Genomic DNA, 12,957 nt, shown 5'->3' with positions numbered 1-12,957 from the left:
ATTAATTCATGTAATGAGTTTTTGCTTTCATATAATTTTCTCCATTCCATCAATATCTTTAAATCATTAACTTTCTTACTTTTTGAGTAAAAATCTATGGGTGGTTTATAATAGATAGCTTCCGACTAGCTTGCTGATATTACTTCCATTAAACTTTGTTCCACTACAGTAATATCTCTAGATGCATTTATATTGTTAATTCTATTGTTTTTTGAGTAAAAGTCTATTAGTGGCTTTGTCTGTAAATGATATTCTTTAAGTCTTACTTTTAAAGACTCCTCTGTATCGTCTTTTCTTTGACAAAGAATGCCTTGACAAATATCACAAATTTCCTTTTCTTTTGTAGGGAGTGTATATATATTATATATTCCACCACAGGACTTGCATATTCTTCTTCCAGAGAGCCTTTTGATTAGTAGATCCTCATCAATTAAAAAGTTGATTATTTTAATATTTTGTAAGAATGCATCTAAGGCCTTAGCCTGATGGATGTTTCTAGGGAATCCATCCAGAATAAAATTTTGTCTATTATCAAGGGTAGTAATTTTATTTTCAACAATTTTAATTGTGATTGAATCGGGTACTAGTTTTCCGCTTTCAACTATTTGCTTTATTTCCTTACCAAGAGATGTGGAATTTGATATATTTTCTCTGAAGAGATCTCCTGTTGAAATATGATAATAATTTAACTTTTTTGAGATTATCTTTGCAAGTGTACCTTTTCCAGAACCCGGAGGCCCTAAAAAAACCAGTTTCATAATGCAACTCCTGTATAATCTTAATTTTGTTTTTAGGTTTATCTGAAAATATTTAACAAAAATTTAAACCCAACAATTGTTCCAATTGCAGAACCAATGTTTACAAAAAATATTATCAGTAAAATTTTCGTAACTCTATTCTTAAAATATCCTTTTATGTTAGCCAAATCTTCTTGCAAATCTTCAAAGTCTTTTATTTTTGGTTTGTTTATGTAAGCTTCAGCCAGACCCGCAACCATACCTGTTCCAATAAATGGAATTAAAGAGAATATTGGGGCACCAACCGCAGCTGTAAATATGGTTATAATATTGGCTCTTAGTAAAAGAGCGGCAACACCTGCGAATAAAGCGTTAAATATTGTCCAAAGTTTTATATTTTGATAAGCGAAGTCAAATCCTTTAAAGTAAAATGAACTTGACATTAGTACAATAATTGATATTGCTATAAAATAAGATGTTAGTTTTCCCAGTGAGAAAGTATGCTTAGGTATAGTATTAAGATCATCAATATTGACTACCTTGTTGTTCTCTTTAATTTCCTTTAAAGTCGCTATTATACCCTTTACATGACCCGCACCAACAACAGCAAAAGTTGTCCCTGATCCTTCAAGTATTTTACTTGCTATAAAAGCATCTCTCTCATCAATTAAGATTTTTTTTACAGTAGGAATTTCTTTTGCAAGTTCTTCCATCATGCTTGAGAGAACATCTTGTTCTTTCAATTTTTCGATTTCATCTGCTGTTACTTTGGTATCTGAGAACGAGAGTAAACTTGAGATTATTTTAGCTTTTTCAAAAAGTGGAACACAGCTCCAAGCCCTCTTAAGAGTTGTTTCGACCTTTCTGTCTGCAAGTATTAGCGGTATATTATATTCCTTAGCTTTAAGGATAGCCGTCTTCATCTCCTCCCCAGGACTAATACCTTGCTCTTTTGCTAATTTTTTTTGGAAATTACTTAAAACTATTCTAACTATTAATAAGAATGCTTTTCCTTGCTTTATTACTTTATAGATGTCTAAATTGCGCCATTTTTCGTTCTCGTCTGTTCCCAAGATTGCGTGGTAGCGAGCCGTATCAAGTTCAACAGCAATAAAATCTGGTCTTAGCTTCTTAATTAAAGTAGCTGTATCTTGTGAGCTTTTCTTTGATACATGTGCTGTACCTAATATGTATATTTTGTGGTTGCTGATATCAAGAGTGCTAACATGTGAAAAACAATCCTCAATATTCTCTTTTGTGGTGTTCAAAGGGTATCCTTGTTTATAAAAATTCAACCATCAAGAAGGATGGCTTTTAATAATTTTATCACATGGTTTATTGAAACTATATAGTCTACATTATTTTCTTCTATAGCTACTTTTGGCATTCCAAAAACAACTGAACTTTCCTTGTCTTGGGCAATAGTAAGACCTCCAGCTTTTTTAATCTCTCCAATTTCTCTAGATCCATCACTTCCCATTCCAGTCATTATTAAGGCTATTGCCTTCTCTTTTACATTTTCTGATATAGACTTAAAAAGTACACCAATAGAGGGCTTGTGGCCGTTTACATTTTTAGCATCAAAGACTTCTATTTGATAGTTTTCATTTGCTTTATTAATTCTTGTATGGTATCCGCTGGAACTTATATATATGAATCCTCTTTGAAGGATTTCTCCATTGTTTGTTTCTTTTACAGCTAAGTTGCAAATATTGTTAAGGTTTTTTGCGAATTCCGATGTGAATCCTTTTGGCATATGTTGAACGATGATTACTGGTACGGGAAAATTTTCAGGGATCTCTGGTAGTATTGCCTTTAGTGCTGCAGGACCTCCCGTAGATATCCCGATAACTACGATATCAAATTTCCTGTACTTAAGCTTTCTTAAATCTCCTTCGTCTATTATTTTTTCTTGATTCCAATCTTTGCTCTCAATTATATCTTTTTTGATTGTTAAATTTTCATACATTGTTTCTTCTGCAGTTAAAGGTTCTTCTTGGTTTGTACTATTTGTCGCAGGCTCATTTGTTTGTAATTTTAAATTAATATTTTTGATCATTTTGCTTTTAATAGCCTTGTTTCCGTAAGATACGAGTAAATCAATAATTTTATCTTTTATGAGCTCTAATTTGCCGTCAGTTTTTATCAAAAAGTCGTCAGCTCCTTTAAAGAGTGCTTTTTTTATTATGTCTTCGCTTGAGGATAGAATAATAACAGGTGTTTTGTTGTTAATATGTCTTTTCTCTTCTAGAAAATCAACTTCGTTTATTGTTTCTGTTTCTAAACTGAATAATATTACATCCGGTTGTTTTTTAAGTTTTTTAAGGGCTAGTTTTTCATTAGCTGCAGTTGCAATGACTTCAAGTTTTAAAGATGAGTTGATTATATCCGATATAATCTTCCTATTAATAGAAGAATCTTCAATAACAAGAACGTAAATTTTTGTTCGCATTTCTGATTTGCTCCTATAAATTTATTTATATTAAATTATAAATTGTATTTACTTTTGAATTTAAACTTTGCTTTTGGAATACTTTTATCATCTTTCTCATATATTATGGCCCAAGGTGTTCTTAAAAATTTAAAAGGAAGATTAAGACCAAAGAGTGATTCTGAGTGTCCAATAAATAGGTAACTTTTCATAGCCATAGAAGAGTAAAATTTTTTCAAAACGTTTAGTTTTGACTTTTCATCGAAATATATGAGCACATTTCTGCAAAAAACAACATCAATATTTGAAAATCCACTTTCAAAATTTAAATTATGATAATCAAATCGTACATGTTTCTTAATATCGTCTATTATTCTATAACCATCCATGTAAGATTTTATGTATTTTCTGTACTTGTTTGGGATATGTTCGCATTTTTCGGCAGAGTAATATCCTTCTTTTGCTATCATTAAAGACTTTAAACTTAAATCAGATGCGATAACAATAAAATCAAAATTTTCTGGAAGATTAGATTTAAGAACAAAAGCCAGTGAGTAAGGTTCTTCTCCTGTTGAGCATCCAGCACACCATATAACAATCCTATTTGTATTTTCCTTATTTTTAATTTTTACTAAGTTTGGAACTATGAATTCTTCAAAAGTTTTAAAATGAAGTTCATTTCTGAAAAATCGAGTCAGATTCGTGGTAACAAGATCTAGAAAATATTCTCTTTTAAGGTTATCGGAATTTATTAACTCATATAATTGTTTTGGACTATCCACATTGTCAAGTTCATGTATCGCATCGTTAATTCTACCCTTTAACACAACTTTGTTTTTCTCGTCAAAGCAAATACCACTATTTTCATATATAAAACTGCAAAATTTAAGAAGAAGCTCATTACTAATATTTAGCATTCAATAAAATCCAACTTTATAAGTTATTCCCCTAAAAAATAAGTATTACTTAATTATGATAAATTTCTAGTTAATTTTACAAATTTTACGAAAAAATTGTAAAATTGAGAGTAATAAATTAGTTATAATGTTATTTAATAATTAATGTAAGGAATGAATTTGTGGATAAATATTTATTTAATTTTTTGTTTATTTTAATGCTAATATCTTGTATTGGTAAGAAGGAAGATTTAGTGGAAAAAGGTGGAATATTTGCATCAATTTATACAAATAAAGGAAATATAAAAATTGAACTCTACTATGAGGATGCACCTTTAACGGTTATGAATTTTATTGGTCTTAGTGAAGGAATCCTTAAAAATTCTGTTACAGACAAGCCTTATTTTGAAAATGTTGTTTTTCATAGAGTTATTGATGGATTCGTTGTTCAAACAGGAGATCCTACGGGGATAGGTACTGGAGGACCTGGCTATTCTTTTCCTGATGAGTTGGGAAGGAATTTAAGTCATAATGTACAAGGGATTGTTTCTATGGCCAATTCAGGGCCTGATACAAATGGGAGTCAGTTTTTTATAACTCTTTCAGATAATCTTACTTATCTTGATTCTAAGCATTCAATTTTTGGTAAAGTGATTGAAGGAATGGAGACAGTTCTTAATATTCGTCAAGGAGATAAAATAGAGAGAATAGCAATTTCTCGTATTGGCAGTAGTGCGGAAGCCTTTAAGGTTAACAATGAAGAATTTGCAAAATTAAAGACAATTTATGAGGCACAGAAGACAGATGAGGCGGAAAAATATATATCTTATCAACTTGAAATGATTTCTAAAGATTACATAGATTTTCAGAAAGATGAGAATGGTATCTTTTATAGGATCAATAAGCAGGGAAATGGTAGGAGTGCCAAGAGGGGGAGTGTTTTAATAGTAGACTATGAGGGATTTTTACTTAGTGGAGCTAAGTTTGACAGTTCAATTGACAGGAGTGAGCCAATAGAGGTTATAGTTGGCAGTGGTCAAGTAATTCGAGGTTGGGAGATAATGTTGTTAGATATGCTTGAGGGAGAGGAGAGGACGATAATAATTCCACCAAGTCTTGCATATGGAGAAAGAAGCATAGGTGATACTATAAAAGCAAATTCCTTTTTAAAGTTTGATATTATCCTAAGGAAGATTAATTGATATTTAACCGAATTTATTTTGAAGAAAACATTAAATATGAGATTTATAGGAAATTCTTTCATATTTCTACTTTAATGTTTTTATTGTTTTACAAAATAAATTTTTGGCTAGGTCTTGCATCTAGCCTATTTTTTGTGATTGTGTATTTAATTTCGGAAATATTTAGGATTATGAAACTAAATTTATTTTTTCTAAAAGGTATATCAGGAGTCATACTAAAGACCAGAGAGGTGTCTTCTTATAAGGTATCTCTCTCCCCAATATTTTTAGTAATAAGTATATTTTTTACGTATTTCCTTATACCTGAGCCTTTTAATTGTATTGGGATATTTTCAGCATGTCTTGGGGACGGATTTGCAAGTCTTTTTGGCAAACTAATTCCCTCTTTCAAACTTGTAAATAATAAGACATTCTCAGGTAGTGTCATTGTTTTTTTAGTTTCTTTTATTGTTTGTTATTATTTTTTCCCAAACCTAATAATAGCATCAGTTGTTGGAATGGGAGCCGTGCTTGTAGAGCTCTTTGACTGTAAAAAATATGATAATTTATTTTTGCCTGTAGGTGTGGCAATGTTATCTTGTGCTTTGATTTCTAATGTTTTATAGCCAGTAGAAGAAAAGCTTTCCTGACTCTCTTAGGTATAGTGGTACTCCTATTGAGATTGTAATGAAAGCATAAGGAATTTCGATTGAATTAAAGTAAATTCCAGATACAATTAGAGCCATTGATACAAAGAGTAATAAGTAGCTAAGGTTTGCTTTTCTTAAAGATGCTACTAAAAAATTTATTAATATTAGCAATAAGAATAAATCAACATGGAATCTATGATTCCCTGTTGCAAAAAGGAAATCATGCATATGATTATAATCGTATGCGTTAATAGGCACTAAAGAGCTGTAGATGATTGCAGAAGTTAAAATCAAGTAAGTGGTATAAGTTATTGATTTTATTTGAAAATCACATATATGTAGACTGAGGAAAAATAAATTCAGCAATGAAAATACGGTTATAAAGTGATAAAGTTTCATGAAATAGTAAAATTCTAGACTTAATATTTCATTTAGAAAATAATACTTAAAGATTGAAAGAGGTTCAAATATATATGAGCTGATAAAGTAATAAAAAAATACAAATTGTATATTATTTGTTCTTTTATAATTGATATATGCCCAAATAGAACCTAGTATTCCGACACTGAAGATAAAGAATTTATTGATCAAAATCAATAAGTCTCGGTCATAGATTTTGATCAGATAGGTGTAAAAGTTTATATTGGAGTTTGCATAATGTATAAATATTGATAAAACAGTTATTCCTAAGGCAAAAATTGTAAACAAGAAAATGTTTAATTTGATAAAGGGCATTTTCATCTAAATTTCCAAGGAGACGAGTCTTTTTTCATCTTAATTATCTTTTTTATTCCAGCATCAAGTTTTTCAAAAAAATCAATGTTCGTTTTATCTTCGATTAAATGTACATTCACAGTATAATTTCTTAATTCTGAGTCTTTGGCCTTTTCATTTGGAATAATAAAAGACACTATATCGTAAGAATTATCATTATTTAATGATAGCACTATTTTATAAAAATTTTTTGGCACCAGTATTTTATTTTTCCCAATAAACCCTTTATTCTCTGTTAAAATTCCTGCGCTAATAATGTAAAGCTTTCCTTTTAAGATTGCCCATTCTCTAACTAATTTTTCAAGTTTTAACCAAATTCCAGAATTAAATTCTTTTTTTTGAGGCGATATGTTTGAGAGGAAATAGGTCTCTCTCATTGCCTTTTCAGAGAAAGACATATCAGCAGAACTAACGATATGTCCTCTGTCATATCCACTCTTTAGGTAATCGTTGAGCTTTGGAGAGATTCCTTTAATATCTTTATCTTCAAAGAATTTATTACTTCTCTTTATTTTTTTCTCCTTAAGCAATGTTAAGGCTAGTTCGACCATTTCTCTTTTTAAATGGTAAGCTATCCATTCTGATTGTCTTGCACTCTCAGCATATCCTAAGGAATAGTATTTTTTATGTAGCACCTGAGTAGTTAGATATCCCTTTGGCAAGAGGTGTTCTTCTTTAAGCTCAATTGAACTTAAAGGGGTATGAATTTTGAATTTAAGTGTTTCTAAATAGTTAGAAACTATTTCTTTAATGTTATTGAGAATTTTGGGATTTTGATGAAAAAATAAAAATCCTAGTAGGATTAATATGTAGCAACAAAGCAGAAATTTTAGCTTCTTTTTCATGATTCTACCTCTTTGGTATCTTTAAAATTATATCTAATACCACAATCAAAAGAAATATTGAATGTATCAAGAAATAAAAAATCAATTCTTGAATATATGCTGAAATAAGGTATAGATTTTTTTGTGGAGAGCTCAATAAATATATAAGGCTCTATTACATAAGGTAATTTTTCGTAAAATTTGAAGTCTCCTATAAAATTTGTTGAAAGGTAAAATCTTCCTCCAATTCCTACAGTAGATGAGAAGTATTTTGTTTTTGGTACCAAGTTTGCCATATGCCAGTTTACTCCTGCTCCGATATAAGAGGTTGAGTACTTAATTTTTTTGGATATATTGTAGTCTTCACTAATTGATATCATAGCAACAGCCAGGAAATCAAAATTATTAGTTGCAAACACATAATAAGGTCTAAATATTAGGTGATTTATTATTGAATTTAGGAAAAATCCGGTTCCAAGTCCTGTACCTGTTGAATAGATAAAACCTCTTTCCACTAAGAAGAAATTGTTTGTAGTCTTATTTGATTTTTTTTCTAAGGATAAGCTTTCTTTATTATTTATATCGATTGTTTCTTGCACTGCATTTAATGAAGGCAAAATCGCACATATTAAGATACAATAAAGTTTGAGTATTATTTTCATAAAATTAGATTCCATAATATAAAATAAACTGGAAATAAAGAAGAGGATTTGGTTTAGATTAAAATTAATAGATTTAGTTTTAATTCGTGATAATATGTCTTTTATTACTAATGTTTTTAATAGTAAGGTTATCCAAGTTTAGTTTTTGTGCTGTGATACAATTATTTTAGGGATTTTTAGGAGGCTTGAGGATTATGTTTTTGGATTTCTTGAAAAGAGAACTTATTTTTATATCAGATGAAATAAAATCTAAAGAAGATGCAATTAATTTTTTAGTAGATAAAGTCGGTGAAAAGGGTTATACGGATGATAGGAATGGATTTCTTCAGGGCATACTTGATAGAGAAAATATTGGTGATACATCTTGGGAGAATGGAGTTGCTATTCCTCATTTTATAGGGGATGTTGTTAAAACAAGTTTTGTCTCATTGCTTTACATAAAAGGTGATGGGATAGATTGGTCTGATGATAACCCTCCTGTTAATTTGATATTTTTAATTTGTATGTCAAAAGGACAACAAGGTAATGAACATATTAAGTCAATAGCTTTTATAGCTAAATTATTTGAAAACGATGACTTTAAAAATATTTTAAAAACTGTAAACAATCCTGATGAAATTTATGCTTATGTGGAAAATGTTGAAAAGGCTGCTACAGAGGATGTTGTAAGTTCTTCAAGATCAGAAAAAATAGTGGCTGTATCTGCTTGCCCTGTAGGAATTGCACATACATATATTGCCGCTAAGAAGATTGAAGCTGAAGCTAAGAAACAAGGTTACAGCATTAAAGTTGAGACTCAGGGCTCTATTGGCATTGAAAATGCTCTGACGGAAGAAGATATTGAATCTGCTGATGTGGTAATACTTGCTGTTGATAAGGATGTTGATGAAGCGAGATTTGATGGGAAGAAGGTTTGTAAGGTTTCAACTGCAAAGGCCATAAATAATATAGAAAATATTGTTAAGGAATCATTTAATGCTCCAATATTTAATTACAAGAATGTGAATGCTAATTTAAAAGATACACCCAAGAAGAGTAAATCTACTCTTTATAAATATTTAATGAGTGGCGTGTCTCCCATGATCCCAATTGTAGCAAGTGGTGGTATTTTGATTGCTCTTGGAATATCATTGGCTGGGGTTGGCCCTGATGGACCAAATTTTGTTGAATATCCTTTTTATAAGACGATTACAGATATTGGTGCTGTGGCTTTTGGTATGATGTTGCCAATACTTGCAGGGTTTATTGCTATGGCAATTGCCGATAAGCCAGGTCTTGCACCAGGTCTTGTTGGAGGTGTTCTTGCTAGAGATATTGGAGCAGGATTTTTAGGGGCAATACTTGCAGGATTTATGGCAGGGTTTGTTGCTAGATGGATAGCAAAAAAAACGGTTCCTGAATGGCTACGACCCGTGATGCCTATATTTGTAATTCCTTTAATAAGTACTGTTATTATAGGGTTTTTTATGATTTATGTTGGTGGATATATTGCCCAATTTATGACATTGCTTGAGAATGGCCTTAAATCTTTGCAAAGTAATTCAGAAACTTCTGGTGTTTTAGGAAAGGTGCTTCTTGGGTTAATACTTGGTTCAATGGTGGCTATTGATATGGGAGGACCTTTTAATAAGGTTGCATTCCTTTTTGGTGTTGCTATGATTCCTCAAGTTCCACAAATAATGGGTATGGTTGCAGCAGCTATTCCTGTTCCTCCTATGGCTATGGGACTTGCTACTTTGGTTGTGCCTAAGTTATTTGAGGAAGAAGAGAGAGAATCTGGGAAAATATCATTCTTAATCTCTTTTATTGGTATTAGTGAGGGTGCTATTCCTTTCGCTGCTAGTGATCCTGCGAGGGTTTTACCCTCAATAGTGGCTGGAGGAGCTGTTGCAAGTATTATTGCGGCATTCTTGGGAGTTGCAAGCCATGCGCCTCATGGAGGCCCGATAGTTCTTCCTGTGGTTGATAATAAGTTAGGATTTATTATTGCAATAGTTGCAGGTGTTGCTGTAGCAACAATTTTAGTGATATTTTTAAAATCTTTGAAAGCTAGGGAATCTAAATGAGAGTTGATAATATATTTTTGATGAAAAATGAGATTAAAGAATACGATTGGGGTGGAACTAGTTTCATCCCTTCTCTTTTGGGACAAAAAGAAGATGGCCTTCCTAAAGCTGAGATGTGGCTTGGAGCACATAAGACATTTTCTAGTAAGATATCAGTTGAAGGCAGATATCGCTCCCTTTATGATTTCTTAAAGCATCACAGAGAACTTTTGGGAAATGAGAATGAGTTGTCTTTTTTATTTAAAGTGCTCTCAGCCCAGAGGCCTTTGTCAATCCAAATACATCCTTCAAAAGAGATTGCCTTGACAGGCTTTAAGCTTGAGAATGATAAGGGAGTAAATATTAATGACCCTAGAAGAATTTATAAGGATGAGAATCCAAAAATAGAACTTGTTTATGCTTTAAGTGATTTTTATGCTCTTAAGGGATTTTTACCTCTATTTGAAATTAAAAATATATATAAAAAATTGAAATTAGATTTTAATTTTACGACCCATAAAGAATTTATAAGCAATATATTTGATTTGCAAAGAGGTGAGATTGAGGATGTTATAGCAAGAGCGCAAGAAAATTTAGATTTTATAGATAAGTTTAGAGCTTATTGGTTTAATGAGATTTATAAGATTTATGGGGTAGATATTGGACTTTTAGTATTTTTAGGAATGCATATTTTTAAATTAAATCCAGGTGAGGTTCTCTATACTGAGAGTCAAGAAGTGCATGCGTATCTTAGGGGCGAATGCCTTGAACTTATGACTAATTCTGATAACGTAATCAGAGCGGGGCTTACTACTAAATATGTTGATAAGAATGAGATGCTTAAGGTTGGTAGGTTTGAGGAGGGAATGTTTTCATTACTCAGAGGTGAGAATATTGGGGGTTTTAATGTATTTAAACTCCCAGGTACTAATTTAAGCTTGTTGCAAAGAGATATTAATGGAAATCTTTATTTTAAAAGAGATGGTACGATGGTGTTACTAGTCATTAATGGAGAAATTAAGATAAATGACCATTTTTATCTTAAGAAAGGTGAAAGTGCATTTATAGGAGTATGTAATGAAGAATTATTAATTAGTGGAGGTGGGACAATCTTTATTGCATACTCTGGTTAGCAAATACTAACCTTTTGATTTTAGTGAAAAATTTATTATTTATATTGAGAACTTGAAAAACCCAATTGCAAAGAATTTTAATCTAGTTCCTTCGAATAATATTTTTGGTTTTGTGAGCAATATGGTTGGACCAAGTGCAGAGTAAACTTTGAATCCTGCCGACAAGTTTTTTGCAAATTTGTATTCCATTACTAAGGGTAACCTAGCCACAGTTCCTATTCTTTCATAGGTAATAGTGTCTGAACCTCCAGGAGGTACTAGATCTACCTTAGACCAGTCTATACCAACTCCAAATCCTCCTCCGACTGTTACACTTGGTCCTATTTGTTTTGTAAAGATTAGATCGATACCAAATAAAAAGTAAGACTTAAAATTGTCAGGATTAAACTCAAAAAAGCTTCCATATCCGAAATCTATGTCTGCATAAGGCACCGAGATTAAAATATTTGCTACAGGACTGCCTGTTCCTATTCCTATTGAGAATGAATTATATGGAGTTTTTTCTTGTTTAATTATGGGTGGTTGTATAATAGGAATAACTTTGGGTTTCTTCTTAGCTGGGATTTTAGGTTTTGGGATGGTGTCTTCACCATTTGTAATACAAGTGGTGCCATCATTTTCTTCATTACATTTAATTATATATGGATCATTATCTTTAGAGAACGTAAAATAGTGTAAGTTAAACATTGCTAGTAAGATCAATATCTTTTGAGTGTTTTTTCCCATTAGCTTTCCTTTATATATATATTTTTATGAATGCGATACCAAAAAACCCAAATCTCGCTCCTTCGAATGTTATGGGGCTGATTAACATTGTTCCTCCAATTGTTGCCATGCCCTTAAATCCTATTACGAGATTCTTTAAAAAACTATATTCTAATGAAATAGGAAGTCTTAGTACGATACCCAACCTATTGTTGGATGCGGGAGATAAAAATTCTCCCTCTTTATTATCACCTTTTTCTTCTGGAGCACCCGCAGGGCCTGAATCTGTTGATTTTACTGGAGACCAGTCTATGCCTACTCCAACACCACCAGTCATTATTATATTATGATAAAGTTCCTCTCTGAATAAGACATCAATTCCGAAAATAAGATAAGGCGTAAAATTATTAGGATGTAGACCATTGAATCCCCCATATCCAAAATCGATATCTACATATGGAAAAGAAAGTATGATATTCGTGATAGGGTTTCCAATCCCAAAACCTATTCCAAATAATTTATTTAAGTTTTCTTTCTCTACTAATATCTTGTCAAGATTTAATGGATCAACTTCCTTAGCAATAGATAAGCTTGCTAGTGATAAAATCATAGTTACTTTTAACAATATCTTCATAAATTCTCCTTTAACTTATATCTAATCAAGCATATATAATTGCTAGAATTATATTCTATAAAGTATAAGTTATAAAGCAGATATCTGGTAGTTAATGTGTATATAAGTGTTTTTATTATATAACTTTTTAGTGTTAAGAGATTATTAATACTAAAAAGTTTCTGACAGTTGTTAGTCATAAAACTAAAATTGTCCTTCAGAAATTTGTGAAGTATTATTAAATTTGAGTAAATTTCAAAATAATACAAGTTAACATCCTGTTAGTGTTAATGGCATAGAGTTTGA

General features: G+C 31.2%; 12 protein-coding genes and 1 pseudogene. 4 read left to right on the top strand and 9 right to left on the bottom strand.

Features of this window, described 5'->3' with window-relative positions; translation table 11 throughout:
* Positions 1 to 125: 125 nt before the first annotated feature.
* The 4 genes from CR532_RS02130 to CR532_RS02115 are packed head-to-tail and all read right to left on the bottom strand — an operon-like array spanning position 126 to position 4,085.
* A complete protein-coding gene (locus tag CR532_RS02130) occupies positions 126 to 758 on the bottom strand; it encodes an adenylate kinase (RefSeq protein WP_108729192.1) in 633 nt (210 codons plus the stop codon).
* 38 nt (positions 759 to 796) lie between these two features.
* Positions 797 to 2,005 (bottom strand): TraB/GumN family protein, encoded by a 1,209-nt coding sequence (locus tag CR532_RS02125; RefSeq protein WP_108729191.1) that lies wholly within the window; start codon positions 2,003 to 2,005, stop codon positions 797 to 799.
* Positions 2,006 to 2,028: 23 nt separating this feature from the next.
* On the bottom strand, positions 2,029 to 3,189 hold the full coding sequence (cheB, locus tag CR532_RS02120) for a chemotaxis-specific protein-glutamate methyltransferase CheB (protein ID WP_108729190.1): 1,161 nt from the start codon (positions 3,187 to 3,189) through the stop codon (positions 2,029 to 2,031).
* Between the two features lie 35 nt (positions 3,190 to 3,224).
* Positions 3,225 to 4,085, bottom strand: coding sequence for a CheR family methyltransferase (locus CR532_RS02115; protein WP_108729189.1), 861 nt, complete (start codon positions 4,083 to 4,085; stop codon positions 3,225 to 3,227).
* 161 nt (positions 4,086 to 4,246) lie between these two features.
* Between CR532_RS02115 and CR532_RS02110 the strand changes: the two genes are divergently transcribed.
* Both CR532_RS02110 and CR532_RS02105 read left to right on the top strand, forming a co-directional pair.
* Complete coding sequence (locus CR532_RS02110) at positions 4,247 to 5,266, top strand: peptidylprolyl isomerase (RefSeq protein WP_108729188.1); 1,020 nt, start codon at positions 4,247 to 4,249, stop codon at positions 5,264 to 5,266.
* Positions 5,266 to 5,878, top strand: a pseudogene (locus CR532_RS02105) (diacylglycerol/polyprenol kinase family protein). The gene CR532_RS02110 and the pseudogene CR532_RS02105 overlap by 1 nt, the downstream one beginning before the upstream one ends.
* On the opposite strand, the gene CR532_RS05495 reads toward CR532_RS02105, so the two are convergent.
* The 3 genes from CR532_RS05495 to CR532_RS02090 are packed head-to-tail and all read right to left on the bottom strand — an operon-like array spanning position 5,866 to position 8,155.
* Positions 5,866 to 6,636 carry a hypothetical protein gene (locus CR532_RS05495; RefSeq protein ID WP_108729187.1) on the bottom strand — a complete coding sequence of 257 codons (771 nt, stop codon included), beginning with the start codon at positions 6,634 to 6,636 and terminating at the stop codon, positions 5,866 to 5,868. The pseudogene CR532_RS02105 and the gene CR532_RS05495 sit on opposite strands and share 13 nt — an antisense overlap.
* Complete coding sequence (locus tag CR532_RS02095; RefSeq protein WP_108729186.1) at positions 6,633 to 7,514, bottom strand: DNA/RNA non-specific endonuclease; 882 nt, start codon at positions 7,512 to 7,514, stop codon at positions 6,633 to 6,635. The genes CR532_RS05495 and CR532_RS02095 overlap by 4 nt, the downstream gene beginning before the upstream one ends.
* Positions 7,511 to 8,155 carry a hypothetical protein gene (locus tag CR532_RS02090; protein WP_108729185.1) on the bottom strand — a complete coding sequence of 215 codons (645 nt, stop codon included), beginning with the start codon at positions 8,153 to 8,155 and terminating at the stop codon, positions 7,511 to 7,513. Before CR532_RS02090 ends, CR532_RS02095 begins: the two co-directional genes overlap by 4 nt.
* A 194-nt stretch (positions 8,156 to 8,349) precedes the next feature.
* On the opposite strand from CR532_RS02090, the gene CR532_RS02085 reads away from it, so the two are divergent.
* Together CR532_RS02085 and manA are read left to right on the top strand one after the other, a co-directional pair.
* On the top strand, positions 8,350 to 10,221 hold the full coding sequence (locus CR532_RS02085) for a fructose-specific PTS transporter subunit EIIC (protein WP_108729184.1): 1,872 nt from the start codon (positions 8,350 to 8,352) through the stop codon (positions 10,219 to 10,221).
* Positions 10,218 to 11,333 (top strand): mannose-6-phosphate isomerase, class I, encoded by a 1,116-nt coding sequence (gene manA / locus CR532_RS02080; RefSeq protein ID WP_108729183.1) that lies wholly within the window; start codon positions 10,218 to 10,220, stop codon positions 11,331 to 11,333. The genes CR532_RS02085 and manA overlap by 4 nt, the downstream gene beginning before the upstream one ends.
* Positions 11,334 to 11,372: 39 nt before the next feature.
* Here the strand turns inward: manA and CR532_RS02075 are convergent, their stop codons facing one another.
* Entirely contained in the window at positions 11,373 to 12,059 is a 687-nt protein-coding gene (locus CR532_RS02075; RefSeq protein WP_108729182.1) for a DUF3996 domain-containing protein, read from the bottom strand.
* Between the two features lie 10 nt (positions 12,060 to 12,069).
* Positions 12,070 to 12,672, bottom strand: a complete 603-nt coding sequence (locus tag CR532_RS02070; protein ID WP_108729181.1) for a DUF3996 domain-containing protein — start codon at positions 12,670 to 12,672, stop codon at positions 12,070 to 12,072.
* Between the last annotated feature and the right edge of the window lie 285 nt (positions 12,673 to 12,957).

It is taken from the genome of Candidatus Borreliella tachyglossi, from assembly GCF_003076595.1.
Lineage (GTDB): Bacteria > Spirochaetota > Spirochaetia > Borreliales > Borreliaceae > Borrelia > Borrelia tachyglossi.
This window is presented reverse-complemented; position numbering and strand designations above follow the sequence as displayed.

Excerpts from the sequence above, each read along its gene's own strand:
- CR532_RS02130 (WP_108729192.1), bottom strand. The coding sequence starts at position 758 with ATGAAACTGGTTTTTTTAGGGCCTCCGGGTTCTGGAAAAGGTACACTT.
- cheB (WP_108729190.1), bottom strand. The coding sequence starts at position 3,189 with ATGCGAACAAAAATTTACGTTCTTGTTATTGAAGATTCTTCTATTAAT.
- CR532_RS02115 (WP_108729189.1), bottom strand. The coding sequence starts at position 4,085 with ATGCTAAATATTAGTAATGAGCTTCTTCTTAAATTTTGCAGTTTTATA.
- CR532_RS05495 (WP_108729187.1), bottom strand. The coding sequence starts at position 6,636 with ATGAAAATGCCCTTTATCAAATTAAACATTTTCTTGTTTACAATTTTT.
- CR532_RS02095 (WP_108729186.1), bottom strand. The coding sequence starts at position 7,514 with ATGAAAAAGAAGCTAAAATTTCTGCTTTGTTGCTACATATTAATCCTA.
- CR532_RS02090 (WP_108729185.1), bottom strand. The coding sequence starts at position 8,155 with ATGAAAATAATACTCAAACTTTATTGTATCTTAATATGTGCGATTTTG.
- CR532_RS02085 (WP_108729184.1), top strand. The coding sequence starts at position 8,350 with ATGTTTTTGGATTTCTTGAAAAGAGAACTTATTTTTATATCAGATGAA.
- manA (WP_108729183.1), top strand. The coding sequence starts at position 10,218 with ATGAGAGTTGATAATATATTTTTGATGAAAAATGAGATTAAAGAATAC.
- CR532_RS02075 (WP_108729182.1), bottom strand. The coding sequence starts at position 12,059 with ATGGGAAAAAACACTCAAAAGATATTGATCTTACTAGCAATGTTTAAC.
- CR532_RS02070 (WP_108729181.1), bottom strand. The coding sequence starts at position 12,672 with ATGAAGATATTGTTAAAAGTAACTATGATTTTATCACTAGCAAGCTTA.